At 45.9% G+C, this 25,928-nt stretch carries 22 protein-coding genes and 1 tRNA gene; 11 read left to right on the forward strand and 12 right to left on the reverse strand.

Annotation, left to right across the window (positions count from 1 at the left end; translation table 11 throughout):
• Positions 1-30: 30 nt before the first annotated feature.
• Positions 31-1,092, reverse strand: coding sequence for a class I fructose-bisphosphate aldolase (locus ACWIP2_RS02655; RefSeq protein WP_448518349.1), 1,062 nt, complete (start codon positions 1,090-1,092; stop codon positions 31-33).
• 74 nt (positions 1,093-1,166) lie between these two features.
• Positions 1,167-2,528 carry a PAS domain-containing protein gene (locus ACWIP2_RS02660; protein WP_448518350.1) on the reverse strand — a complete coding sequence of 454 codons (1,362 nt, stop codon included), beginning with the start codon at positions 2,526-2,528 and terminating at the stop codon, positions 1,167-1,169.
• Positions 2,529-2,659: 131 nt separating this feature from the next.
• On the opposite strand from ACWIP2_RS02660, the gene ACWIP2_RS02665 reads away from it, so the two are divergent.
• Positions 2,660-3,037 carry a helix-turn-helix domain-containing protein gene (locus tag ACWIP2_RS02665; protein ID WP_448518351.1) on the forward strand — a complete coding sequence of 126 codons (378 nt, stop codon included), beginning with the start codon at positions 2,660-2,662 and terminating at the stop codon, positions 3,035-3,037.
• Here ACWIP2_RS02665 and ACWIP2_RS02670 read toward each other — a convergent pair.
• Positions 3,032-4,909 carry an AAA domain-containing protein gene (locus ACWIP2_RS02670; protein ID WP_448518352.1) on the reverse strand — a complete coding sequence of 626 codons (1,878 nt, stop codon included), beginning with the start codon at positions 4,907-4,909 and terminating at the stop codon, positions 3,032-3,034. The two genes, ACWIP2_RS02665 and ACWIP2_RS02670, sit on opposite strands and share 6 nt — an antisense overlap.
• A gap of 85 nt (positions 4,910-4,994) precedes the next feature.
• Here ACWIP2_RS02670 and ACWIP2_RS02675 point away from each other — a divergent pair, with 85 nt between their 5' ends.
• The 5 genes from ACWIP2_RS02675 to ACWIP2_RS02695 all read left to right on the forward strand — a co-directional run bounded on the left by ACWIP2_RS02675 (position 4,995) and on the right by ACWIP2_RS02695 (position 8,758).
• Positions 4,995-5,609 (forward strand): Uma2 family endonuclease, encoded by a 615-nt coding sequence (locus tag ACWIP2_RS02675; RefSeq protein WP_448518353.1) that lies wholly within the window; start codon positions 4,995-4,997, stop codon positions 5,607-5,609.
• Between the two features lie 111 nt (positions 5,610-5,720).
• Complete coding sequence (gene hisIE / locus ACWIP2_RS02680) at positions 5,721-6,320, forward strand: bifunctional phosphoribosyl-AMP cyclohydrolase/phosphoribosyl-ATP diphosphatase HisIE (RefSeq protein ID WP_448518354.1); 600 nt, start codon at positions 5,721-5,723, stop codon at positions 6,318-6,320.
• A gap of 92 nt (positions 6,321-6,412) precedes the next feature.
• Positions 6,413-7,132: a hypothetical protein gene (locus tag ACWIP2_RS02685; protein ID WP_448518355.1), complete on the forward strand. Its 720-nt coding sequence runs from the start codon at positions 6,413-6,415 to the stop codon at positions 7,130-7,132.
• A 10-nt stretch (positions 7,133-7,142) separates the two neighbouring features.
• A complete protein-coding gene (locus tag ACWIP2_RS02690) occupies positions 7,143-7,835 on the forward strand; it encodes an ABC transporter ATP-binding protein (protein ID WP_448518356.1) in 693 nt (230 codons plus the stop codon).
• 392 nt (positions 7,836-8,227) lie between these two features.
• A complete protein-coding gene (locus ACWIP2_RS02695; RefSeq protein ID WP_448518357.1) occupies positions 8,228-8,758 on the forward strand; it encodes a DUF2911 domain-containing protein in 531 nt (176 codons plus the stop codon).
• A 103-nt stretch (positions 8,759-8,861) separates the two neighbouring features.
• Here ACWIP2_RS02695 and ACWIP2_RS02700 read toward each other — a convergent pair whose 3' ends face one another.
• Positions 8,862-9,452 (reverse strand): ribonuclease HII, encoded by a 591-nt coding sequence (locus ACWIP2_RS02700; RefSeq protein ID WP_448518358.1) that lies wholly within the window; start codon positions 9,450-9,452, stop codon positions 8,862-8,864.
• Positions 9,452-9,952 carry an acetyl-CoA carboxylase biotin carboxyl carrier protein subunit gene (locus ACWIP2_RS02705; RefSeq protein ID WP_448518359.1) on the reverse strand — a complete coding sequence of 167 codons (501 nt, stop codon included), beginning with the start codon at positions 9,950-9,952 and terminating at the stop codon, positions 9,452-9,454. Before ACWIP2_RS02705 ends, ACWIP2_RS02700 begins: the two co-directional genes overlap by 1 nt.
• 58 nt (positions 9,953-10,010) lie before the next feature.
• Between ACWIP2_RS02705 and ACWIP2_RS02710 the strand changes: the two genes are divergently transcribed.
• Positions 10,011-11,276, forward strand: a complete 1,266-nt coding sequence (locus tag ACWIP2_RS02710) for a M28 family metallopeptidase (protein WP_448518360.1) — start codon at positions 10,011-10,013, stop codon at positions 11,274-11,276.
• Here ACWIP2_RS02710 and ACWIP2_RS02715 read toward each other — a convergent pair.
• Both ACWIP2_RS02715 and ACWIP2_RS02720 read right to left on the reverse strand, forming a co-directional pair.
• On the reverse strand, positions 11,273-13,210 hold the full coding sequence (locus ACWIP2_RS02715) for a GAF domain-containing protein (protein WP_448518361.1): 1,938 nt from the start codon (positions 13,208-13,210) through the stop codon (positions 11,273-11,275). The two genes, ACWIP2_RS02710 and ACWIP2_RS02715, sit on opposite strands and share 4 nt — an antisense overlap.
• Positions 13,211-13,334: 124 nt before the next feature.
• Positions 13,335-13,419 (reverse strand) — tRNA-Ser (locus tag ACWIP2_RS02720).
• A 191-nt stretch (positions 13,420-13,610) separates the two neighbouring features.
• On the opposite strand from ACWIP2_RS02720, the gene gap reads away from it, so the two are divergent.
• On the forward strand, positions 13,611-14,606 hold the full coding sequence (gene gap, locus ACWIP2_RS02725; RefSeq protein ID WP_448518362.1) for a type I glyceraldehyde-3-phosphate dehydrogenase: 996 nt from the start codon (positions 13,611-13,613) through the stop codon (positions 14,604-14,606).
• Positions 14,607-14,753: 147 nt separating this feature from the next.
• Here gap and amaB read toward each other — a convergent pair whose 3' ends face one another.
• Positions 14,754-16,310: an L-piperidine-6-carboxylate dehydrogenase gene (amaB, locus tag ACWIP2_RS02730; protein WP_448518363.1), complete on the reverse strand. Its 1,557-nt coding sequence runs from the start codon at positions 16,308-16,310 to the stop codon at positions 14,754-14,756.
• A gap of 116 nt (positions 16,311-16,426) precedes the next feature.
• Between amaB and ACWIP2_RS02735 the strand changes: the two genes are divergently transcribed.
• Positions 16,427-17,362, forward strand: coding sequence for a DUF4178 domain-containing protein (locus tag ACWIP2_RS02735; RefSeq protein WP_448518364.1), 936 nt, complete (start codon positions 16,427-16,429; stop codon positions 17,360-17,362).
• Positions 17,363-17,411: 49 nt separating this feature from the next.
• Here ACWIP2_RS02735 and metH read toward each other — a convergent pair whose 3' ends face one another.
• Positions 17,412-21,236 carry a methionine synthase gene (metH, locus tag ACWIP2_RS02740; RefSeq protein ID WP_448518365.1) on the reverse strand — a complete coding sequence of 1,275 codons (3,825 nt, stop codon included), beginning with the start codon at positions 21,234-21,236 and terminating at the stop codon, positions 17,412-17,414.
• Between the two features lie 803 nt (positions 21,237-22,039).
• On the opposite strand from metH, the gene ACWIP2_RS02745 reads away from it, so the two are divergent.
• Complete coding sequence (locus ACWIP2_RS02745; RefSeq protein ID WP_448518366.1) at positions 22,040-22,846, forward strand: exonuclease domain-containing protein; 807 nt, start codon at positions 22,040-22,042, stop codon at positions 22,844-22,846.
• Between the two features lie 5 nt (positions 22,847-22,851).
• Entirely contained in the window at positions 22,852-23,916 is a 1,065-nt protein-coding gene (locus ACWIP2_RS02750; protein ID WP_448518367.1) for an o-succinylbenzoate synthase, read from the forward strand.
• Here the strand turns inward: ACWIP2_RS02750 and ACWIP2_RS02755 are convergent, their stop codons facing one another.
• From ACWIP2_RS02755 to ACWIP2_RS02765, 3 genes are all read right to left on the reverse strand, one after another.
• The gene (locus ACWIP2_RS02755; protein ID WP_448518368.1) at positions 23,917-24,255 is read right to left on the reverse strand and encodes a hypothetical protein; all 339 of its coding nucleotides are present in this window, start codon (positions 24,253-24,255) and stop codon (positions 23,917-23,919) included.
• Between the two features lie 39 nt (positions 24,256-24,294).
• The gene (gene hisH, locus ACWIP2_RS02760) at positions 24,295-24,894 is read right to left on the reverse strand and encodes an imidazole glycerol phosphate synthase subunit HisH (protein ID WP_448518369.1); all 600 of its coding nucleotides are present in this window, start codon (positions 24,892-24,894) and stop codon (positions 24,295-24,297) included.
• Between the two features lie 121 nt (positions 24,895-25,015).
• On the reverse strand, positions 25,016-25,927 hold the full coding sequence (locus tag ACWIP2_RS02765) for a DUF72 domain-containing protein (RefSeq protein ID WP_448518370.1): 912 nt from the start codon (positions 25,925-25,927) through the stop codon (positions 25,016-25,018).
• Between the last annotated feature and the right edge of the window lies 1 nt (position 25,928).

Below are 25,928 nucleotides of genomic sequence, written 5' to 3' on the forward strand. Positions count from 1 at the left end.
TCTCTTCCTTGCTTTGTCTTGAATATTGTCTTAGGCTATCGTGATTTCAGGGGCAAGATATACATCCTGTACAGTATTGAGCAGCTCAACACCCTCTGCAAACGGACGCTGGAAGGCTTTGCGACCCAAAATAAGCCCCATACCGCCTGCGCGCTTATTGATAACCGCTGTACGTACAGCATCTGTCAGATCGCTTGCACCTGCAGACTCGCCGCCGGAGTTGATCAAGCCGGCGCGCCCCATGTAACAATTGGCCACTTGATAGCGGCACAAGTCAATCGGATGATCTGTTGTCAGATCCGAATACATTTTTGGATGCGACTTGGCAAAATTAATTGCCTTAAAGCCACCATTATTGACAGGTAGTTTTTGTTTAATAATATCTGCCTGAATAGTAGCACCAATGTGCGTAGCCTGTGAAGAAATATCGGTCGCGTTGTGATAGTCAACCCCGTCTTTCTTAAAGGCATTGTTGCGGGTGTAGCACCAGAGGATAGTTGCCATGCCGAGTTCGTGCGCCAGTTCAAAGGCTTCGGCTACTTCTACTAGTTGGCGATTAGATTCTGCTGAACCAAAGTAGATAGTAGCGCCAACGGCTACCGCTCCCAGATTCCATGCCTCCTTTACACTGCCAAACATTACCTGATCGAATTTATTAGGATAGGTCAGCAACTCATTGTGGTTGATTTTCACAATGAACGGAATTTTATGTGCATACTTGCGCGACATCATCCCCAACACGCCAAAAGTAGTAGCAACTCCATTACAGCCTGCCTCCAAAGCCAGTCGAATAATATTTTCAGGATCGAAATAAATCGGATTGGGTGCAAAAGATGCTCCGGCAGTATGCTCGATGCCCTGATCTACCGGAAAAATTGACAGGTAACCTGTGTTTGCCAAACGACCTGCGCCAAATAACTGACCAAGGCTACGCAACACCTGTGGTGAGCGATTAGACTGGCCAAATACCTGATCTACGAAGTTTGGGCTGGGAAGATGCAAATGCTCTTTGCTGATCGTGGTGCTTTGGTGTGTGAGCAGCGAATCTGCTTCTGAACCAAGGAGTGATACAAGTTTGCTGTAAGATGACATAATTGATAGGCCATGATGAAATCATGCAAATTTATAGTTAATTTAGACACATAGCGAAACTTTTGCGCAAGTATTCACACCAGTACTTTGCCAACAGCATAGATTGTTGTAGGATTTACCTGTACGAATAGCCAAATCAACCGCCTGCTGTCAAAAGCGCGATTAGCCCCCATATCGAGTATGACATAGGCGCGGTCGAACACTTCATTGAGTCGGAAAAGCGCCTGCTTAAGTTCTCTGTGATGGTAGCGACGGTGGATGTCCACAAAGTTGGTACCCTTTTCTCCACCGTTCCTTGCATAGCGCATCAGTGCAGGATTGGCATACAGAATCTCAAAGGTCTTGCTCTGAATAATTGCAAAAAAGTTCTCTGCATCGTCAAAAAAGGCTCGGATCTGCCAGTTGTTGTCTTTGTATGTTTGTACTTCGGTAATAGCCAGCAAAAAAGCAGCATATCCTTGTTTTGTAGGCTGAAGAGGTTTGTAGTAACAGGCGGTAGGTATCAATCTTCCGCTGCGATGTGTAAACATGACAAAATCTTTTACCGGACGGTTGCTCAACAGTTGTTGTTCGGTTGCTTTGTAGCGCAAAGCCTGTGCTTCGTTAAAAATCCAGCCGCCACTCTGTCTGGAAGCCATGTTAAATTGTTCTAAAGTATAGCCCAGATTATCCTTAAACGAAGGTGAAACCCATTCCATAATGTAATGTGTGCCACACATGAATCCCTTGCAGACAGTAGTTGTCATGAAAACATCTATGATCTGATAGCGGGCAATATTTTCGCGCAGTTCCTGCTGTATTTGCATGTATGAGGTTACATCTTTGAGAATTCCGACACCTCCAATAATATTTTTTTGTTGGTCGTATAGCGGTCTTATTTGTAGCTCATGCCAAAATTCTTTACCTGAGGGATATATATATGCAGTTGCAGGTAAAAACACGTGCTCTCCTGCAAGTACTCTTTTTTTAATATCCGTATCCCGCTCATAATCAAGTGGCTTCCCGGCGGCGCTAAATAGTTCAATTGGTGTTTTGCCGATGCATTGTTTTGCCTGAAAACCGCTGATTTCTTCCATTTTAGCATTCCAAAGCGTGTATTGCAACTTATGATTGAATGCAAAAATGCCGTCGTTATTGTTATCAATAATGTAAGGCGAAAGCAATGCTCTTAGCTCTTGATAATTGTCTATACTTGCAGGGAGCGGACTCGGATCAATTTTTTTATTTTCTGCTAATGTAACAGATGCATAAAACTGTAAGGTAGCATTCTGTTGCTGTCTTAGCCCTGCCAATGTTCTGATTTTTTGTTGCAAGGCAGTATTTCTCTCTCCGCGTTCTCCTTTCAGCACATGCCTAACCTGTCTTTTAGTACATCCGATAGCATTTGCTATCATTTCGATGTCTGATGCGGTAAGTTCTATTGCCATACCATCCATAAATGTTCCCTATTTGGGAGCAAAATAAATAAAATGTAGGATGTATAAAAGTTTTTTGCTTAAAATTTTGCTCAAAACGCAGAATCATCTCAACTTGGTGTTAGGAATAAACAATCAAAACACCTAACACTATGATTAATTTAGCAAATAACATCAAGTTTCTAAGAGACTTGAACAATTTAAGCCAATACGGCTTCGCAAAGTTGTTTAATCTGACAAGAGGCAAAGTTGCATCCTACGAAGTAGGCACAGAACCTGCGCTGAAAACACTTGTTGCAATGGCCAAGCATTTCAACCTGACTCTGGATGAGTTGATCACTGCGGATTTGAGTACAATGGCCCCTCGCCCAAGCGAAGCGCAACTTGCTCAGGAGAGGTTGGCAGAAGAAACCAAATGGGAGCGCACTATGGCAGAACTGGAATTGCTACGCAAGGAAAATGCAGAGTTGAAAAAAGACAAAGCACACCTACAGGGCTGGTTAGATCAGATTATGAAGCGCAGCCTATAGCCACTCCCAAGCGCTTTTGTAGTAATTCCTTTCGATTGAAAAATCTATTAGCGACTGGTAGTAAGGATGATAGCTCAATGTAGCGCTATCGCCTATTATTACCAGTCGTTTTTTTGCGCGGGTGATAGCCACATTGCTGCGGCGCAAATCGTTCAAAAAACCAATGTGTCCTTCGGGATTGGAACGCACCAGACTGATATAGACTACCTCCCGCTCCTGCCCCTGAAAACTGTCTATCGTGTTTACCTCTATCTGTGGAAAACTACTCAACCTGTCGCGCAGAAGTTTTACCTGTGCCTGATAAGGGCTGATAACAGATACAGAACTTTGCAGGAATTGCTGCTCTTGCAAAATAATTTTTACCAATAACTCTGCTTCGGTATGGTTGGAAGTGCTGCCCGTTACCTGATCGGTAAGTTCATCGAAGCCGCAACCTGCCGTATCTATGAAAGTAAGCGGTGGCAACTGCTCGTTGAGCCATTCGTTGCTAATGCTATCGGCTGCTTGCAATTCGTTTTTGTAGAACCATCGGGAAGGAAATGCCATAATATCGGGGTGCATCCGGTATTGTACCGAGAGCATCACGCTTATCTGCTCGCCGTAGCGGCTTTTCATACAACGCTCCATTAGGCTGATAGACAATCCTTTGCGGGCTGCCTCTTCCGACTTAACCACAGCAGGTAGCTGGCAATGGTCGCCTGCCATTATTACGCGGTCTGCTTTTGCAATAGCAATCCAAGCTGCCGGCTCTAAGGCCTGTGCCGCCTCGTCTATAAACACCGTTTTGAACCTGTAAGGACGCAGCGAGGCATGTGCCGCACCCGTAACCGTGCTAACCACTGCTTGCGCTTTTGCAAATACGTCGTTGATAATGTACTCTTCGGTTTTGTTTGCCAACTGTAAATAATCTTTGGCTTCTGTTCGCAAAAGGCGGCGCTCTTCGCGTGCTTGTTGGTCAAAATTACGCTTGAATTTACCTGCCTGCAAGAATAGCTGCATGGCAGTACGTCGCCATTGCCGCATTTGTTTATAGTCAGGGTGGCGCTCAATCTGCCCATCTAAGGTCAGTTGTTGCAATTCCTCCCCTACTCGTGCAGGATTGCCAACGCGGACAACGCGCATTCCTTTTTGTGCTAATTTTTCTGCCAGCAAGTCAGCAGCGGCATTGCTTGGGGCAGTTACCAATACGCGCTTTTCGCGGGCTACTGTTTGGCTGATAATTTCGACCAGCGTAGTTGTTTTGCCTGTTCCGGGCGGGCCATGTACCAGTGCAACGTCCTGCGCCCGATGTACCAGTGCTAAGGCTTCTTGCTGTCGTTGGTTGAGCGACTGTGGCGCGGTCAGGTGCTCCTCGTTGGCAAATGAAGGTGCTTTATTGCCTGCCAAAAGTTCGCGTAAATCTGCCAGACGATTGCCACGCGCCTCTATTACAGCCTGAAGCGCCTTAGCCATTTCCTGATAAGTTGTGGCATCATACATCAGCGTCAGCCCCAGCGATGCGCCCTCTGCCCATTCGGGAAGTTCCTCCTCGTCCAGTACGATGGTGAGTTTTTCCTGCGAAGACTTAGTTACTACCCCGGGAATGCGTTCGGTTATTTTGCCATTTTCCCAAACGGCAAGCAATACTGCTGCATTGGATTGAAATACCTGTGGTGCATCGGTAGCGGTTGCGCGGGCAACTTCCAGCCGTAGCCGGTTGCCTGTGGTCGTATCGCTGCTCAAAATTTGTAGTGGATACCAAGTGTAGCCGCTTTCGCGCTGTTTGCTCAGCGGCACCCCTTCTATGCGCTGCCTAAAAAGTTGCTCTTCGGCTCGTTGTTCCAACTCGATTAGGGCAAGCAACTGTTGCAAATGTGCCTGTGATTCGGACATATCGGGAGAAAATATTGTGCAATTTTACACTTAATTTGGATAGCAATTAATCAGTAACTTTGTACTGACACTAAATCTATGTGCCATGCAGCCTACTGTCATCACCGACCTGTCCCAATTGGATACTGATAAGGTTTATACCTATGCTGATTATTTGCTCTGGCAATTGAGCGAGCGCGTAGAACTTATTAAGGGTAAGATTTTTCAAATGTCGCCTGCTCCAAATAAGAGGCATCAAAGAATTTTGCGCAAACTGGTGCTTCAAGTGGGGAACTATCTGGAATTGCAAAAAAAAGGTTGTGAGCTATTTGTAGCTCCTTTTGATGTTCGTCTGTTAGATAGTAAAAAGTCAAAAAAAAGCGACAAAGATATTTACACAGTCGTACAGCCCGACCTGTGCATCATATGCGATGCAAGCAAGTTAGACGACAGAGGTTGCATCGGTGCGCCTGATATTATCATTGAAATCCTTTCACTGGGCAATAGTAAAAAGGAAATGAAAACCAAGTACGAACTCTATCAGGAAAATGGCGTAAAAGAATATTGGATTGTAGTCCCTTATGAGCAATTTGTACAACAGTTTGCGCTGAATGCAGAAGGCAAATACGAATTGATAAAAATTTATACCGATGAAGATTTGCTCACTACGCCGCTGCTCCCCGATTTGAGCATTGACCTGAGCAGGATTTTTGAGGAATAGGGTTTATGCAACAAGTGAAATGAATTAATCAATACCTTTGTAAGGGATTTTTTTAACGTCTCCCCGGCATCACCGCTAAGCGTAACAAAAATTTATAAACAACATTATTTTATGCCATTACTACCCGATTTTGATAAAAGCAGCGGGTTGCTGCCGGCAGTCGTGCAGGATGCGACCACAGGCAAAGTACTAATGCTGGGCTATATGAACGAAGAAGCCTACCAAAAAACACTTGCCGAAAAAACAGTAACCTTTTTCAGCCGTTCCAAAAATCGCCTGTGGACAAAAGGCGAAACCTCAGGCAATTTTCTGCATGTTGTAGATATGATACTGGACTGCGACCGCGATACGCTGCTCATCAAAGCGCGACCACAAGGGCCAACGTGCCATACGGGCGCGGATACCTGCTTTGATGAAAGCAACAAAAGCAATGTGCTTTTTATTGAACACCTGAAACACATCATTCGCAATCGTAAAGATGCCTCGCCTGACAGTTCTTATACGGCTAAACTTTTTGCCAAAGGCATCAATAAAATTGCTCAAAAAGTAGGCGAGGAGGCTGTAGAGTTGGTTATTGAAGCCAAAGACAACAACAAAGACTTGTTTTTGGGCGAAGCTGCCGACTTGCTTTTCCACTATTTGGTACTGCTAGAAGCCAAATCAATTGATTTGAACGAAGTAATTGATGTGCTGCGCCAGCGACATAGATAAAAAATTGGATATAGGGTTTTCATAATGCATCGTTTGGAATCTGATTTGCGTTTTCTATATTATATGAGGAACTTAAACTTTTGTGTCTGCTTATGAAAACCCTAAGTCCAAACTGGCTCACCGAGCAACTTATTGATTTTGAGTATAAAAAGTATGTGTTGCTCGCCTATCTGCAAAGCGTGCGCGAAGAATTGGGCGCACAAAAACTCTATCCTGCTTTTGCGGATCTGATTTTCCACTATCAGAACCTATGCCACCTGCGCGATCATAAAAATCTGCTGTATGAAAACTTTCCGCAGCGTATTAGCCATGCTGACTTTGAGCGGCTACAATTGGTGTACAAAAGTATCATAGAGGACGATGAAATCATGCGCGTAGTGGAGGAGCTTGTACATTATGCCATTCCGCTGGTAGGCGGCGCACTGGAAGAAGCACGCGAAATTTACGAATACATAGAAAATCATTTGGAAATCAGCCCCATAGGAATTACTCCGCTCAATACAGACAAGGGCTATATGTTCCTGAGCAAAGCTCAAAGCCGCGATACGTATATTTACACCTATCACATTACGATTTTTGAAGACCGCCACGAGCGCTTTCGCGGCATTCATACACAATACGTAGAAACTGCACCGCTGACGTTGGTGCAAACCTATGAGCATCTCAAATTAAGCCTTGCCAAGAGGTTCGACCGTTTGCCTAATCCTGCTACTTTTGCAGTAATTGCTAAAGTGATATGCCCGCTTGAAGAGGCTTTATTGCCCATTGCGCGGCGTGCTTTGGTCAAACACATTACACGTATTGCTGCCTAAAACCTCGAATATGCTCAACGCCAAAAACCTGCACAAATACTACGGGCAACTGCACGTACTCAAAGGAATAGACCTTCAAATCGAATCAGGCAAAATTACGACTATTGTTGGTCCATCGGGGGCAGGTAAAAGTACACTACTGCATATCTTAGGTACATTGGACAGACCTGATCAAGGCTCAGTAAGCGCAGGCGAGATAGAACTATTACAATTAAGCGAACAGGCACTGGCACAATTCCGCAATCTTTCGATCGGTTTTGTGTTCCAGTTTCACAACCTGCTGCCTGAGTTTACGGCGCTGGAGAATATCGCTATGCCCGGCTACATTGCAGGCAGGTCAGTTGGCCAATTGCATGCACAGGCTACCGCGCTCGCCGAAATGTTGGGAGTGGCGCACAGGCTATCGCACAAACCGGCGGAGCTTTCAGGCGGCGAGCAGCAGCGGGTCGCCGTAGCCCGCGCACTGATTAACAGCCCCAAAATTGTTTTTGCAGATGAACCAAGCGGCAACTTAGACACGCGCAATGCAGAAGAGTTACACAAACTCTTCTTCAAACTGCGCGATGAGTTAGGACAAACTTTTGTCATCGTTACTCACAACGAATCACTCGCCAATGCAACTGACCGCAAGATAACGATCGTAGATGGACGAATAGCCGGTGATCAACGGCAGCACACGGCTCATGCAGCAGTCAATCTTTAGCTTTATCTGCGTTGTCGAAGTATTTGACACAGAAACTGTTCGTATTATCCTCATCCATTGTTCAACAGCTAAGTATTTGTTCAAATTAGATGTTACCACAAGCACACAAAAATCTTGTGCGCTTGCATTCTTCTTGTAATAAAGTCAGCATGCATAGTAGATGCGTTCTAAATTGCTCAACTACTTAAATAGTTGTACGAAATTCAACGTTCTGTGGTCATGATTTAGTGCCGCCGCGCCTACAGCATGTATCAACAACAATACACGATTTTACTATAGAGGTAAAAAGACTGACGGCGTTGTTGCACAGGCCTACAGGGATGTTATCTTTGTAGCCTATCGTGTAATTTTATGGCACTTTAATTTGACTCACCTAAATCATTGCGCAATAAATGAGAAAGTGGTTTAAAATTCTTGCGGGTACGATTGTGATCCTGTTAATGGCATTTTTTGGGCTTCGCACGTGGACAAAATCCCACAGTCCGGAAAAGCAGGCGAAAATCACTAAGAACGGTTTTACAGCAGAAGTCAACTATTGTAGCCCTGCCAAAAAAGGGAGGAATATCTTTGGCCACTTAGTTCCTTATGACAAAGTGTGGCGAACAGGCGCTAACGAGGCTACGATCATTAGTCTGGCTCAGGATACGGAAATTGCAGGCTCGGTACTTCCCAAAGGCAGTTATTCCCTGTGGACAATCCCCAACCCTAGCGAATGGATTGTTATTTTCAATCGGGAAACAGGACAGTGGGGAACCAATTACAACTCGAAAGAGGACGTACTCAAAATCAAGGTTGCAGCTGTGCGCTCCGCAGAACCGGTTGAAAATTTTACCATCTCTTTTCTATCTTCCGGCAGGGATATTCAAATGGTACTTGCTTGGGACAGCACTACAGTTGCTGTTCCTATGCAGAAAGCTAATTAAAAAAGATGTCGCATTCTCTGGGGTAATTGATCCACCATGCAATTCACAATGGAATAATTTGCTATCAGGAGTCCGCCGGAAGCAGCTCTTTATCCAGACGAGTTCAACCATTGGTAGCGGCAAACAGTCGGAAACTTTGCCGATGCAGCGGCGTAACTCCATGATTTGCAATTGCTTGGTAGTGTGCCTTAGTTGGGTAGCCTGCATTTTGCTGCCAGCCATAGTGCGGATATTCTTCTGCATATTCCTGCATCAAGTGGTCGCGGTATGTTTTGGCAATCACCGACGCAGCCGCTATGGAGTAGTAAAGTCCATCTCCTTTGACGATACAATGGTAAGGCACAGCCGAGTCTTTGGAAAAAAACTTGCCGTCTATCAGTAAAAGTTCAGGGCAAATCGGAAGTAAATCAACTGCCCGACGCATTGCCAGTATAGAAGCCTGCAAAATATTGATTTGGTCAATTTCCTCAGGCGAGGCAAGCCCAATACCGATGGCATAAGCATCGCGCTCAATTTCCAATTGCAACTTTTCGCGCTGGCGATAGCTTAGTTTTTTGGAATCGTTCAGTAGCGGATGCTTGTAGTCTTTGGGTAAGATGACCGCCGCTGCTACGACCGGCCCTGCCAGACACCCTCTGCCCGCTTCGTCCACGCCTGCCTCTGTCAAAACATTTGTGTAGGAAGAAATCAGCATTAGCCAAATACAACGAGAATAGTATTTTTTTCGACGCGATCGCCTTGCTGCACTTTGATAGCTTTAATAGTTGCATCCGCAGGGGCTTTGAGCACATTTTCCATCTTCATAGCCTCCAGAATAAGCAGCGAATCGCCTTTTTTTACCTCTTGTCCCTCGCTTATGTTTACGCTGAGAATCAGCCCCGGCATTGGCGCTTTCAACTCATTTATCTTGCCGCTACCGGCAGTGTTCATACCCATTTTTTCAAGCAGCAGGTCAAACCGGTCTTTGGCTGTCAGGTGGTAGATGCTGTTATTGATGCGAAAAGTGAAGGACTTTGACTGGTAATCGGCCTTGACAACTTCAGCGTTAAAAGTCTGATGATCAAGAAGTATATGATAGCGCCCCGGGGCTATTTGCAAAATATCCCAGTGCAGCGGTTGCTCGTTTACGAGTGGAAGGTTCTCCTTGCTTTCTACCTGATAGGTATTTCCTTTTTCAACCTGAATACGATACATGTGTGCTTGGATTATTCTCTGATTGGCGCAATTTAGCGGAAAATAATATGTATCGGATATGTTGTATTTGAAAATCGCTGCGGTTTTTCTGTGCATAGGATGTACTACGGGCGCTTTTGCACAAGACATGGAGCGCGTCCGTCGGAATATAGGCTTGCTATGCTCCCCCGAGTTGGCGGGCAGAGGCTACACAAGGAACGCCGACAGAAAAGCAGCCCAACTGATTGCAGATGCTTTTCGTGCGGCAGGTGCACAGCCGTTGGGCAACAATTACTTCCAGCCTTTTCCGGTAACGGTCAATACGTTTCCTAAAAAAATGGATTTGGCAATTAATAGAAAGAAACTACAAGTGGGCGTAGATTTTATCCCCAATCCTGTGTCGGGTAAAGGCGCAGGCAACGCAAGACTGATTCAATTGGATACCTTACTTGCCCGTGGTGATTCGGCGGCGCTTAGTCGTGCTATGCAAACTGATTATCGGGGGAAGGCTATTGCTTTTCGTATGTCGGACTACTACCAAATACTGGAAAAATGCCCCGAACTGATCCCAGAGATTAATAAAGCCAAAGTCTGGCTTGGAACTACACCAACACTTACAGCGCATATCAGCGGACAAGCGCTGCAACCTCCATTTCTTTTTCTCAATCCTGAAAAACTTGGCAGCGCCGGCCAGAAAGTTCGCTTTCGTATTGACAGTAAACTAAAAACGAACTATTCAACACAAAATGTAATTGCCTACATCAAAGGGAGTCAAAATCCGGATCAGTTTGTTGTCTTTACTGCGCACTACGATCACCTCGGCACGATAGGCAGTCAGGCGTATATTCCGGGCGCAAACGACAATGCTGCCGGAGTAGCTATGCTAATAGAATTGGCGCATTATTTTCAGGAAAATCCACCGCCTTTTTCGGTAGCATTAATGGCATTTTCGGGCGAAGAGCTTGGGCTGCTTGGCGCACAACACTATGTCGCGAATCCACTTTTTCCGTTGCGTCATATTCGTTTTTTATGGAATCTTGACCTGATAGGAACAGGCAAAGACGGCGCTACAGTAGTGAATGCAAACATTCACAGCAAAGCATTTGAGCAACTGAAAAGCACGAACGATAAATTGCAGGCGCTGCCGAAAATAGTTCCACGCGCACCTGCTGCCAATTCTGATCATTATCCGTTCAGCGCAAAAGGTGTTCCTGCGTTTTTTATTTACTTGATGGACAAGGAATACCCACACTACCACAATATTTACGACAAGGCAGAGGCACTTCCTTTAGATGGTTTCAGTGGACTTTTCAGGCTGCTGACAACGAGTGTAACGAAGGATTAATTGATACGTGTAGCCCGTTCGCGGCGTGCCATTTCCTCTTGCGTTGCCTGCAACTCTTCCAGATTTTGGCGCATTTCTTCTTCTTGCGAGCGTAGATTTTCTGCCAAAATCTGACTTTCCTCTAGCATTCGACGCATTCTCTCGCTGTTTTGGGCGCTGATTACTGAACCTGCTAAAATCTCAGCAATACGCTCAACAAACTCCTGCTGTTTATCGGTTAGAAGCTCTACAGATGCAATTTCTATGATGCCAACAACGACATCGTTCTGCTTGATGGGCACAATCATCAGGTGCGTAGGCGGAATGCTTCCCAACCCCGAAGCTATCACAAAATAATCAGGGGGAAGATTGCTTAGGCGCATGGATTGCTTTTCCAGATATACCTGCCCTACCAGATTCTCGCCCGGGGCTGTGCTGTCCTGTTTAAATTTCCTGCGTCCGTCTGCAAAAGTTGCCACTGAAATCAGGCGGATCTGTCCGCTGGCGGGATCTTCTTCTGCAAGGTACAGGCATCCTTGCTGCGCATTCAAAAAGCGAATCAGTTCGGAGAGCGTTTGCTGGCAAAGTCCGTGAAGATCGGCACCTGCTTTTCTGATCAGATCCGAGAAGTTGGTAACTGCCTCGCTGATAACTCTTCGCTCTGCATCCTGCTCCGCATTTTTGCGTAGTGCATCGCGCATAGAAAGCAGCGCATTGCCTAACTTATCCTCATTGCTAAGCGGCTCAAACGAGGTATCGTATTGCTGCTGACCAATGTGCGTAGCAAATGAAGTAGCGTTTTCCAAGCCCATAACCGCTTTGTTGAGCGATCTTATCAGATCTCCCACCTCATCACTGCGTTCGGTATGTGCCAACGTCTGAAAGTTGCCTTTACTCATTTGATTGAGCGCACCCAAAATCTGCTTGACAGGGGCAAGCAACCTGTTGACAAAGTTGTAGGAAATAATCACGTTGATTGCTACAAGTAAACTGAAAACCAGCGCAATAAATTGGATAATCTCAGCTAACAGTTGATCTATTATTTCAGATTTGGAAACGACGATCACCAAAAAAATTTGGTAGGGTTCTACGTAGCGAAAAAAGTGGCTCTTAATGACCTGCTGCGGATCACCTACAACTACTTCGCGACTTCCGATGCGTGTTGAGCGCATATATTCAAAAAATGCGCTATTTTCTTCAGTCAAGCCGAGCATATTGATTCCGAGTAACTCTTTGTCAGGATGAAAAATCACCAATCCCTCATTATTAATAACATAGGGATAGCCCGTTGTGTAATATTTTTTCTCTCTGAGCAACTTGTACAATCCGCTGAAGTCTGCTTTTATCTCCAGTTTGAGATAGCCATAATCGGTTAGTCCCAACCTGCATGGAATATAACGCACCATAACTACATCTAAGCTGTCAAAGCGAATTGTTTCTTTGATCTGTGTGTCTGCCTCGTAAGTAAATGGCGCAATGCTGTTGGGGATAAATACGTACTTATCAACATTTAATCCGGCAAACTCATTTGTAATATTGATGTAGCCGCCGTCAATTTTTTGGAAAGCCTGAAGGCTCATGCCTTGTCCGACAATGAGTTTGTAGAGTTCTCTGAGCTGGTATGGTCGAAAGATGATTTCTATCTGGTTATTATCTGCTATATTAGTTGCTATTACAGTAAGGTTCTCATCTGTAGCCTGCGTGTTGAGCTTTAAAAAATTAAGTGCTGCTTCTTGTATGCGCGATGTTCGCCTCTGCTGCTCTTGATGATAGATCAGGAACATGTAGTGCAGATCTTCTGCATGGCTTGCCAAACGGTCTTTGCTGCTTTCAAGGATCAGATTGCGCTGAAAAGCATAAAAACTAAAAGCAGCAATCAGCAGGAAGCCTGCTAGTACGGCAGATACAACCAGCGCTACTTTTTGTGCAAAAAATAATCTGTCTAAAAAGTTCATAGGCTGTTGCAATTTAATGCTTTTCTTGTCAATTGCCCGAAGTTATTTTGAATACTAAGCGTAAAAGTATCAGGAATCGCGTAAATAAAAAAAGTGCCTCAGAAGCTATTCTAAGGCACTTTTGCAGAGGGAGAGGGATTCGAACCCCCGGTAGGTTGCCCTACAACGGTTTTCAAGACCGCCGCTTTCGACCGCTCAGCCATCCCTCTATGTGAATCGTGCTGCAAAATTGCAATCGCAAAAAGTAATTTGCAAGATTTGATGCAGTATTTTTTCTTAAAAAATGCAAGCAATTGATTATCAGCGGATAAAATATTTACTTGTAGCAAATTCTTCCAAATATGCCTGAGATGTTTAAATTTGTAGCATCGCAAACTATCATACACTGACAAACCGGATTATGGGAAAAATCAAAGTTGCCATTAATGGATTTGGGCGTATTGGCCGCCTAACATTCAAGTGCTTGTTAGAAAAAACTAATGTAGAAATTGTTGCCATTAACGATCTTACTGATGCGGCTACACTGGCTCATTTATTAAAATATGATTCTATCCACGGTAAATTCAACGGCACAATAGCTGTATCCGAAGATACGATGATTGTCAATGGACAAAGCATCAAAATTTTTGCAGAAAAGGATCCGGCAAATCTTCCTTGGGCAGCACACAACATTGACGTGGTGCTTGAGTCAACTGGGCGCTTTGTAGACAGCGTAGGCGCAGGTAAGCACCTGACCGCAGGTGCAAAGCGCGTAGTGATTTCCGCCCCTGCTAAAGGCGAAGGCATTAAAACTATAGTATTAGGTGTGAATGATGATCAGCTCACAGCAGATGATAAGATCATCTCAAATGCATCTTGTACAACCAACTGCCTTGCGCCTATGGCAAAAGTACTGGACGATACATTTGGCATTGAGAAAGGCTACATGACTACAGTACACGCCTACACGCAAGACCAAAATCTACAAGACGGCCCGCACAAAGATCTGCGCCGCGCTCGTGCCGCTGCTTTGTCTATTGTACCTACTTCAACAGGTGCAGCTAAGGCTGTAGGTTTAGTATTACCTCACCTGAAAGGCAAGTTAGATGGTTCGGCAATGCGCGTACCCGTGCCTGATGGCTCGCTGACTGACCTGACGGCTATTCTGAAAAAAGAGGCTACAGCGAAGGAAATCAATGAAGCGATGAAGGCAGCAGCCAACGGCCCATTAAAAGGCATTCTGGAATTCTGCGAAGAGCCGATTGTTTCAACTGACATTATCGGCAACCCGCACTCTTGCATTTTCGATGCCGGACTGACAGCAGCCAATGGAACAATGGTCAAAGTAGTTGGCTGGTATGACAACGAAGCAGGCTACTCTGCCCGTACGGCAGACCTAATAGCACGACTTGGCTAATTAAGTTGATGCTGGTGTAAGAAAAGAGGCTGTCCAAAAAGTAACATAGACTTTAGTCTATGATCGTTGAAATACTTGATAATCAGACGACTACAGACTGAAGTCTTTGCTACATATAGCCTTTCTGGGCAACCTCTTTTCTATAGATTAAATGTCAAACTTAATGCCTTGTGCCAATGGCAGCGACGAGGAGTAGTTGATTGTATTGGTCTGGCGGCGCATGTAGGCTTTCCATGCATCTGAACCGGATTCCCGACCACCACCCGTCTCTTTTTCACCGCCGAATGCCCCGCCAATTTCAGCACCTGACGTACCGATGTTTACGTTGGCAATACCGCAGTCTGAACCCCATGCGCTCAAGAATATTTCTGCCTGGCGCAGATGATCGGTAAAAATGGCAGAAGATAGTCCTTGCTTTACACTGTTTTGCAAATCTATTGCATGTTGGACGTCGCCTGCATATTTTATCAGATACAAAATAGGCGCGAAAGTTTCTTCCTGTACCATCTCATAGTGATTTTCGGCTTCTACAATGGCAGGAGCAACGTAATTTGCCCCAATTTCGGGGAGCAATTTGCCTCCGACGAGCAATTTACCGCCTTCTGCCTGCACCTTTTCGATGGCATATTGGAAGTTGCGCACCGCGTCGGCATCGATCAGCGGCCCGACCAGCGTACCCGCCTCGAGCGGATTTCCAATAGTCAGATTTTGATAAACACGCACCAGATGATCGCGTACATCTTCGTACACGTCTTCGTGTACAATCAGACGGCGCGTAGTCGTGCAGCGCTGCCCGCAAGTACCTACCGCACCAAAAGCCACCGCCCGAATGGCGAGATCTAAATGTGCATGTTCAGTAATGATAACTGCATTGTTGCCGCCCAGTTCGAGGATAGATTTTCCAAGGCGGGCTGCTACTGCCTGTGCTACTTTCTTGCCCATACGCGTGGAGCCTGTTGCCGAAATCAACGGAACGCGGGTATCGTGCGACAACAATTCGCCAATTTCAGGCCCGCCTATAATCAGGTTGAAAATACCTTCGGGCAGATGGTTGTCTTTCAGGACTTTAGAGATAATATGCTGACAGGCTATCGCTGTTAGTGGAGTTTTTTCCGAAGGTTTCCAGATACACACATTGCCACAGACTGCGGCAATCATTGCATTCCACGACCACACCGCCACCGGAAAGTTGAACGCTGAAATAATACCGACAATACCCAAGGGATGCCATTGCTCGTACATGCGGTGTTCGGGGCGCTCGGAGTGCATGGTCAGCCCGTGCAACTGACGGGAAAGCCCAACAGCAAAATCGCAGATATCAATCATTTCCTGCACCTCGCCGAGTCCTTCCTGTAAAATTTTACCCATTTCGAGTGTTACTAAACTGCCTAACGGCTCTTTGTGCGCGCGCAGCGCCATGCCTATCTGCCGCACGATTTCGCCGCGCTTGGGTGCAGGAACGCGCTGCCATATTTTATGCGCCTCATGTGCCTTCTCTACGATCAGTTCATAGTCGCTCTTATCAGCTATTTTGACAGATGCGATCAATTTTCCGTCAATTGGTGAAAAAATATCACGAGTAGGTGCGCCCGGTCTGCCGCCCCAATGTAAACCTGTGCTGTAAGCAGGATTAAGAGGTCTGACACCTAAAATTTCGAGTAATTCGGCTGTCTGTTGGTCGTGGATGGATGTGAGCGTAGCCATAACTTTATTGTTGTGATGTTCGTAAAACTTAGCAAAGGTACTACCGACACACGGCAGTTTTGCTACCTGTTGTATAAAAACGATAACTTTGTATTACTCACTTTTTTCTGCTGATCATGGAAACTTTCTCCAATTCTATTGTCCCTTATTACATCCAACGCGACTTGCCTTTTGCTGTAAATGCACAGGTAGCAACTTTGCCCGAAGAACTGCAAAGAGAATTTCTGATCGAGTATAACCGCCGTTCCAAAAACATAATTATACCCTATGTTTTGCATTTTTTCTTTCCGGCACACTATCTCTATTTGGACAGATTTCTGACCCAAATCTTGTTTTGGTTTACGTTTGGAGGTTTTTTTTTCTGGTGGTTTATAGATATTTTTCGCATACCGGACTTGGTTAGAAAGCGCAATGCAGAAATTGCTGACGAAGTACTGCGGCACATCTTATTCATGAGTGGAAAAATGCAGACACAGTCTGATACGGGCAGCAGGCAGTCTACAATCGCCACCCCTGTACAGCCCCGCAATCTGGAACAGACCTTTGATCCTACCAATATCACGATTGAACACCTGCGAACAGGTTTTCTGCTGGATTACGGGCTAAAAACATGGCAGGTAGTCAATCAAATCCAGTTTGATTGGACAGACGGCACTTCGGACAAGGAATATAAACTACTCTCAGGCAACGATCTGTTGTATCTCAACGTGCGCCGCGAAGGCGGCATGCTCGACTGCCGCGTTGGATCAGTTGTTAACCTGTATGCAATTGATAGCCAATTGGATACCGTCATCCAGCGCGAAGGTAATCCGCCCAAGGTGCTCAATTATGCAGACTTCACTTTGTATCGCGAAAGTAAACTAACAGGTGTAATGTTCAACCATGCTTACGGCAATAAGCCTGTAAAAGTAGTAGCGTGGGATTACTTAGATCAAACGCGTACTTATCATTTGCGAATAGAACGCGATGAATATCAAAAATTCCTTGCTATTTTTTCTAAACGAGCAAGCGATTGGGAATTTTCAGAGATTTTACCCGGTTCGGACAGATAATATTTTATGCAAGATCCGAAAAACTCGTTTTGGCATCATGCCGCTTTCATCAGTAGCCTAATACGGGACTAAGCCAGCGTTCAACCTCCTCAATTGACATTCCTTTACGAGCCGCATATTCCTCTACTTGATCTTTACCGATTTTGCCCAAGCCAAAATACTTAGCTTCAGGATTGGCATAATACCAGCCACTCACAGCCGCCGCAGGGTACATAGCGCAACTTTCTGTCAATTGTAAGCCAATGTTTGCCGTAACATCGAGTATTTGAAACAGCGTACGTTTCTCCAAATGATCGGGACAGGCCGGATAGCCGGGTGCAGGTCTGATGCCGACATACTTCTCTCGGATCAGATCTTCGTTACTTAAGTTTTCGTCGGGAGCATAACCCCAGAACTCTCTGCGAACGCGCTCGTGCATCCGTTCGGCAAAGGCTTCTGCCAGTCGGTCGGCGAGTGCTTTGACCATGATGCTGCTGTAGTCGTCGTGCTGTGCCTCGTAGTATTTGGCAAGCTCTTCTGCGCCAATACCGGCTGTAACAGCAAAAGCGCCTATGTAATCTTTTCTTCCGCTGTCTTTCGGCGCAATAAAATCGCTCAAACAGAAGTTGGGGAGGTTTTTGGCTTTCTTGTTCTGCTGGCGCAGGTTATGGAGAAGTGTAGTTACTGATTCGCGCTTTTCTTTGTAGTGGATGTGTTTGTGCGAACCGTGTACGTCGCAGGCCGTTTCCAACACAAGCTCCTCAAAATCATAGAGTTCTATGTCGTCCGCAACACTGTTGGCAGGGAAAAATCCGATGACAGCCTTTGCCTGCAACAGATGATTGTCTATGATATGCTTCAGCATTGCCTGTGCATCGTCGTAGAGTTTGCGGGCTTCGCTGCCTACTACGGGGTCATTCAAAATAGCGGGATAGCGCCCTGCCAGCTCCCATGATTGGAAAAATGGAGTCCAATCAATGTATTTTGTAAGTTCGGCGAGCGAATAATTGTCAAAAACCTTTACACCCAAGAAAGACGGCTTCACAATTGGCGCAGTATTCCAATCTATGGACACTTTATTTTGACGTGCTTCTGCAAGGGAAATGTAGTTTTTAGTGCTTTGGCGGGCAGCATGGTCAGTGCGCAGTTTTTCATACTCCTCCTTAATCTGGCTGATAAAAGCCTCACGCGTGCCTTCTTCTTTGCTAAGCAGCATCGAGGCGACAGGTACGCTGCGCGAGGCATCCAGTACGTGAATAACAGGATGGCTGTATTGTGGCGCAATTTTCACAGCCGTGTGGATGCGCGAGGTGGTAGCTCCGCCAATCAGCAGCGGTGTCGTCATTTTGCGCTTTTCCATTTCCTGCGCCACGTAAACCATTTCGTCTAATGAAGGCGTGATTAATCCCGAAAGTCCGATAATATCTACATTTTCTTGTTGGGCGGTGTCCAGAATTTTTTCCAGCGGTACCATCACACCTAAGTCAATGATCTCAAAGTTGTTGCAAGCCAATACCACACCGACGATATTTTTGCCAATGTCGTGTACGTCACCCTTGACGGTAGCCAGTAGGATTTTCCCGGCTCCGCTGCTCTGCGAGGCATTCGGATTGTTGCGTTTTTCTTCCTCGATAAACGGAATCAGATAGGCTACGGCTTTTTTCATGACGCGGGCGCTCTTGACCACTTGGGGGAGAAACATTTTGCCCTCGCCGAAAAGATCGCCGACAACGTTCATGCCGTCCATGAGCGGCCCCTCAATTACCTGCAATGGGCGCGGATAGAGTTGCCGCGCTTCTTCGGTATCCTGCTCTATGTAGTCCACAATGCCTTTGATGAGCGCGTGTTTGAGGCGCTCTTCGACGGGCGCATTGCGCCATGCCTCGTCTTTGACAACTTCCTTACCTTTGTTTTTAAATTGTTCGGCAAATTCTACAAGCCGCTCGGTAGCATCGGGGCGGCGGTTCAACAGTACGTCCTCGATGCGCTCGAGCAAATCTTTCGGAATTTCTTCATACACTTCAATCATGCCCGCATTGACAATGCCCATGTCCATTCCTGCCTTAATGGCATGGTAGAGGAAGGCGGAATGCATCGCCTCGCGCACGACATCGTTGCCGCGGAAAGAGAAGGAAATATTGCTCACCCCTCCCGAAACTTTTGCACCGGGAAGGTTTTCTTTAATCCAGCGCGTGGCACGGATAAAATCTACTGCGTAATTATTGTGTTCTTCAATTCCTGTAGCTACGGTAAGGATATTCGGGTCAAAAATGATGTCCTGCGGCGGGAAGCCAACTTCGTTCACCAGAATATTATAGCTGCGTTGGCAGATTTCTATGCGTCGCTCGTAGGAGTCGGCTTGTCCCTGCTCGTCAAAAGCCATGACAACGACAGCAGCCCCATAATTGCGAATCAGACGTGCCTGCTCTTTGAATCGGGCTTCGCCTTCTTTGAGGGAAATAGAATTAACGATCCCCTTGCCTTGTAGGCATTTCAAACCCGCTTCTATGACACTCCACTTAGACGAATCTATCATCACAGGTACGCGGGCAATATCAGGCTCGGCAGCAATCAGGTTCAGAAATTTAACCATTGCAGCTTCGGAATCGAGCATGCCCTCATCCATGTTTACATCAATGATCTGTGCGCCGCCTTCTACTTGTTGGCGGGCAATTTCCAGAGCAGCCTCGTAGTTGCCTTCTTTGATAAGACGAGCAAATTTGCGGCTGCCTGTTACGTTGGTGCGCTCGCCGATATTGACAAATCGGGTTTCGGGGGTAATATTGAGCGCTTCCAATCCGCTCAGGTGGAGGTAGTTGTCTTTGGGGGGAATGATGCGGGGCTTGTATTTGGCGACGGTCTCGGCAATAGCGCGGATGTGGTCGGGTGTAGTGCCACAACAGCCCCCTACAATGTTGAGTAGGCCTGCCTCGGCAAATTCTATGAGTTGTGCCACTGTCTCCTCGGGGGTTTCATCGTATTGCCCAAATTCATTAGGCAAGCCGGCATTGGGATATATGCTAACCGCAACATTGGCTACGCGACTCAGTTCTTTGGCATAAGGCAGCATCAGACGCGCCCCCAGTGCGCAATTCAGACCTACACTCATAATATTTGCATGGGAAACAGAATGCCAGAAAGCCTCTGTAACCTGCCCTGAAAGTGTACGCCCGCTTTGGTCGGTAATAGTACCTGAAACCATCACAGGCAATCGTTTGCCGGGTACACCCATAAACGGGAATCGCTTTGCCGATCCGTTCATCTGCAAGCGGTGCGGATGTGTAGCGGTCTGATGGAATTCGTTAAAATATTTTTCAATCGCAAAGAGTGCAGCTTTTGCGTTCAAGGTATCAAAAATTGTTTCGACGAGTAGAATATCCACCCCGCCATCTACCAGTCCGCACACTTGCTCGTAGTAAGCATCCACCAACTGGTCGAATGTAACAGCGCGATAGCCGGGGTCGTTTACGTCGGGCGAGATAGATGCTGTACGATTCGTAGGCCCCAGCGCACCTGCCACATAGCGCGGCCGATCGGGCTGCTGTGCCATCATTTCATCGGCAACTTCGCGGGCTATTTTCGCTGATGCGTAGTTGAGTTCATAGGCAAGCTCCTCTAATTGATAATCTGCCTGGGCAATGCTTGTACTGCTGAAAGTATTAGTTTCAATAATGTCAGCGCCTGCCAACAGATATTGCCTGTGGATTTCCTTGATGATGTCGGGGCGAGTAATAGATAACAGATCGTTGTTGCCTTTCAGATCGTGCGGATGATCTTTGAAACGCTCACCTCTGAAATCTTCTTCAGAAAGGGTGTAACGCTGAATCATGGTTCCCATCGCACCGTCCAATACCAAAATCCGATCATTCAGCAACCGGCGTATGTCTGTTTTCATAGAATCGCTCGAGTATTTTTCTGCACTAGAGGCTGTCCAAAAAGTAACATAGACTTTAGTCTGTGATCGTTGAAATACTTGATAATCAGACGACTACAGACTGAAGTCTGTGCTACATGTAGCCTTTCCGGACAGCCTCTTCAAAAACTTTGTTGTGTTACAAAATTACGGCCAGAATTTGGCTTTTTTGGAATTCCCGTAGGAAATTAATGCAGGCAAACAGTGCTTGCTGTTTCTCATTAGCGCGGCAATGCTTTGCTGCTCTTCTTCCAGTAGCTTTTTTTATGTATTCAGGTAAGACAGTTCCAATTGCTTTTTGTTTGGTTGGCAACAATTTCTTTGAGCTTTGCTTCCTGTCCAAGCAATTTGATGATACGCGCCTGCCGTTCATTGTCCATCGTGCAGATTTTAGTCTCCCATAGCAGGCGCTCCACTTCGGCTGACTGGCGCTGCCAATGTAATCTTGAGTGATTCGCGTGGATTGGAATAGAGTAAACTGCTGGCCTCAGTTGTCCTCTTCTGTCAAAATTTTATTTGCGTCTGTGCATTAGACGAAATAGCTATGAAAAATATCAGCCAAAAACAATGAAAAAATTTGCAGGCTGATATAGCTTTCGTATCATTTTACATGGAAATTGGGTATAACAACAAAAGATATGTCGAAAAAATTGTTTACGGACGGCTCTACCATTAACGAACCCTGCCCCTGTTATTACTGTGGTTATTATTGTGCTTGAACCAAAAATTGGATTTCTGCCAAACCTGTAGTTGTTTTGTAAAGTACTCTTTATTATATCATCACAATGAATTTGAAACTGCGCAATCCGCTTGCCTTCTTTGATCTTGAAACGACAGGAACTAATATCACAACCGACCGCATCGTAGAAATTGCTGTTGTAAAGGTCATGCCAAATGGTGAAAAAATCACTAAGGAAATCAGAGTAAATCCAATGATTCCCATTCCACTTGAGGCAAGTCTGATACATGGCATTTATGATGATGATGTGAAGGACAAGCCGACTTTCAAACAAATAGCCAAAGAACTGGCTAATTTTCTGGAAGGTGCAGATCTGGCAGGATTTAATGTGCTCAAATTCGACCTGCCGATGCTGGCTGAAGAATTCTTACGGGCTGGTGTGGAGTTTGACCCAAGTACGCGCAAAGTAGTAGATGCACAGCGCATTTTCCACATGATGGAGCCACGCACGCTTTCGGCAGCTTACAAATTCTATTGTAAAAAAGAGTTAGTCAATGCGCATAGCGCGCTGGCCGATACAATTGCTACTTTTGAAGTACTTGATGCACAGGTAGAATATTACAAAGATGTATTGCTGACAGATAAAAACGGCAATAGCTACTATCCTATACAAAACGACATGCAGGCACTGCACAATTTGACAGCTTCCAATATGGTAGATTTTGCAGGAAGAATTATCTTGGATGACAACGGCACTCCTGTTTTCAACTTTGGCAAACACAAAGGCGTACCGGTGCTGGAAGTACTGAAAAAAGAACCTACCTACTACGACTGGATGATGAATGGCGATTTCCCGCTGAACACCAAACAGAAACTTACACAAATCCGATTGAGCCAGTTTAATAAAAAGTAATTCCTGTGTTGACACTGCGCTACCGGTATCACCTGCTCCGCTTCAAATTTGAAGCCGGCACTTCTCGCGGAGTAATGAGAGAACGCCCCATTTGGTTTATTTTTTTAACAGATGATCAAGCAAATCAGACAGGTATTGGCGAAGTTGCGCCTTTGGAAGGCTTAAGCAGCGACTTTCGAGCTGACTATGAGGTAAATATTGCCACTCTAGTAGAAAAATTTCATGCACAAGCCTTTTCATCTGCTCGTGAAGTTACACAGGAATGGATTTTTAAACATACGCAACACCTGCCTGCGCTCAGGTTTGCATTGGAAACAGCCGTTTTGGACTTACAAAACGGCGGCAAACGCATGATTTATGATAATTCATTTTACCACAGTCAGATGCAAATTCCTATCAACGGGCTTATCTGGATGGGCAATGAATCGTTCATGATGCAGCAAGTAGAAGAAAAATTAGCGGCGGGATTTTCTTGTCTCAAGATGAAAGTTGGAGCGATCGAATTTGACAAAGAATTAGCCATTTTAAAAAGTATTCGCCGACGCTTTTCGCCTGAGCAGATCACCCTGCGCGTAGATGCAAACGGAGCTTTTTCGCCTGCGGAAGCGCCTGAAAAATTGGTAGCACTGGCAGATTTGGCTATTCATTCCATTGAACAACCTATCAAGCCCCACCAGTGGGGTGCGATGGCAGACCTTTGCAAAAACTCCCCCGTCCCCATAGCCTTAGACGAAGAACTCATCGGTATTGAAACAACAGCCGATAAAATCAGACTGTTAGAAACGCTTCAACCTCCCTACATCATCCTAAAGCCGAGTCTTTTAGGTGGATTGGCTGCCTCTGCGGAGTGGATCAGTCTTGCAGCAGAAAGAAACGTTGGTTGGTGGATTACCTCTGCGCTGGAGTCCAACATCGGGCTAAATGCTATTTGCCAGTTTACCGCTGCCTATAATCCACACCTGCCACAGGGTTTGGGTACAGGCCAACTTTACCACAATAATATTGAATCGCCTTTGCAGGTGCGTGGCGGCTGCATCAGCTATACCCCGACGGGTAAGTGGGGCCTGTAATCAGTTCCTTCGCTTGCCGGACTTGTGTGCATTGTCCTGATGCGGGTCGCGCTTCATTTTGCGGAAGCCTTCTCCGGTTTTCGGGTTTTTATTGGAATAAAATGCCGCTTTGAGGAACCAGTGATTTTTGCCGAAGTAAGTAACACCTTCGTGATCGTGGATCATGCGGATTTGGCAGCTTTTCTTACGGCACTTACGGATTTTTTGCTTTTTTTTGCCTTCGCTTGCCATTTCCTGCTGCGATTTTCTGCCCCCGCCAAAAACTCCACAGGCAGGTAAGGCAGTAAGCATCAATAAGACGATGCAGGTATTAAAAAAAATAGACAAGCGCTGTTTCATATGCTAATAACGAAACCCTACAGGTTTTAGTATTTGGCATCAAAGCCGCAAAAAGTTGTCCAAAATTTTAGCGCCTATTGCACCGCTTTTTTCGGTATGAAACTGTACGGCATAAAAATTATCTTTGTGCAGCGCAGCCGAAAAATTGAGACAATAGTCGGCTTTTGCGATAGTGTACGGCGATAGTTCAGCATAGTAGCTGTGTACAAAATAGACATAGGCCTCCTCAGCATCAATACCTGCAAACAGCGGCGAACGCATCTCAAACAGATTATTCCAACCTACTTGTGGCACTTTCAGATTTGCCTGCGAGGCTGTCGGCTGAAAACGACGCACAGCTACATCAAAAATCCCCATGCATTGCGTATCGTTCTCTTCCGAATGGCGACAAAGCAACTGCAAGCCTACGCAAATACCCAGCACAGGTTGTTTCAGTTCTTTAATAATTGTGTCTAAGTTGCGGGCTTTGAGGTAGTTCATGGCGGTACTCGCCTCTCCTACCCCCGGAAAAATTACTTTGTCCGCACTTTGCAGCGTTTCTGCTTCGTCGCTCACAATCGGGTCTATCCCTAAGCGATTCAGTGCATAGATAACAGACTGCGTATTACCTGCATTGTATTTGACAATGGCAACGTTCATATGGCTAATTTTTGCGATACAAGGCGCGAAGTTAAGCGAGCAGCATTGATTTTGCGACTTTTCGCTTGGCAGTTCTTAGGTTTCCCGGATAGCTGCCCAAAAATCTGTGTCAGCATCGTCATCAAAATAAATTCATTTGTTCAGTCTTGGGCACAAACTGCGGACGCTTCAGTGTTAGGCCAAACCTCTGATTGAGTTGAGCTATTAGGTAATCAGCTAATTGCGGGGCAAGTACATTATCAGGCTCATGCACAAAAAAGTACACTTCATCTAATCCGCGATCCATCCATACTTGGAGGCGACCCACCCACTCGTCTATGCGCGTGTAATCTGTCGGATGCAATCCATTTCCGACAAAGCGCACAACTGCAGTGCGCGTAGTAAGTTGTTGGTGCAATACATCGCGTCTGCCTGATACATCGCAGATAACAGTGCTTACTTGCAGGTCTTGCAAAAGAGCTGCCGCCTGTGCAAAAGGTTGTACATCAGGTGTTCCTCTAAACCAATCAGGATGCCGAAACTCTATGGCAAGCGGCACCTGTGCAGGAAATTTTTGCAGATATTGCTCTAAAATCGGCAGATGTTCGGGGGCAAAATAAGGCGGCAACTGCAAAAAACAAATGCCGAGGCGTTCGCCAAGTGCTGCTACCTGTTCGCAAAAGAAACCCGTAAGTTCTTCGGCATTTTGCAGCATGAGCCGATGACTGATCTCTTGCGGGATTTTCGGACAGAAGCGAAAGGTTGCGGGCGATTCCGATACCCAGCGCTGAATTGTCGCCTCATCAGGAATGCGATAATGTGTAGCATTGAGTTCTATGGTATTGAACTGACGGCTGTAGTGGCGCAGGTAATCCTTTTCGCGGGCGGTAGTCGGATAGAGTATGCCTGTCCATTCTTTGCAAGCCCAAACCGGACAACCGATATACACTTGCACCGAATTGCTGCGAGGTTTGGGCAGCGCCTCCCACCGTGTGCGGTCGGGCGGCAAACTGAAGTCCACACCCGAAATATCGTCTAACTTGCCAAAATCCATT

This window comes from Rhodoflexus sp., from assembly GCF_053489755.1.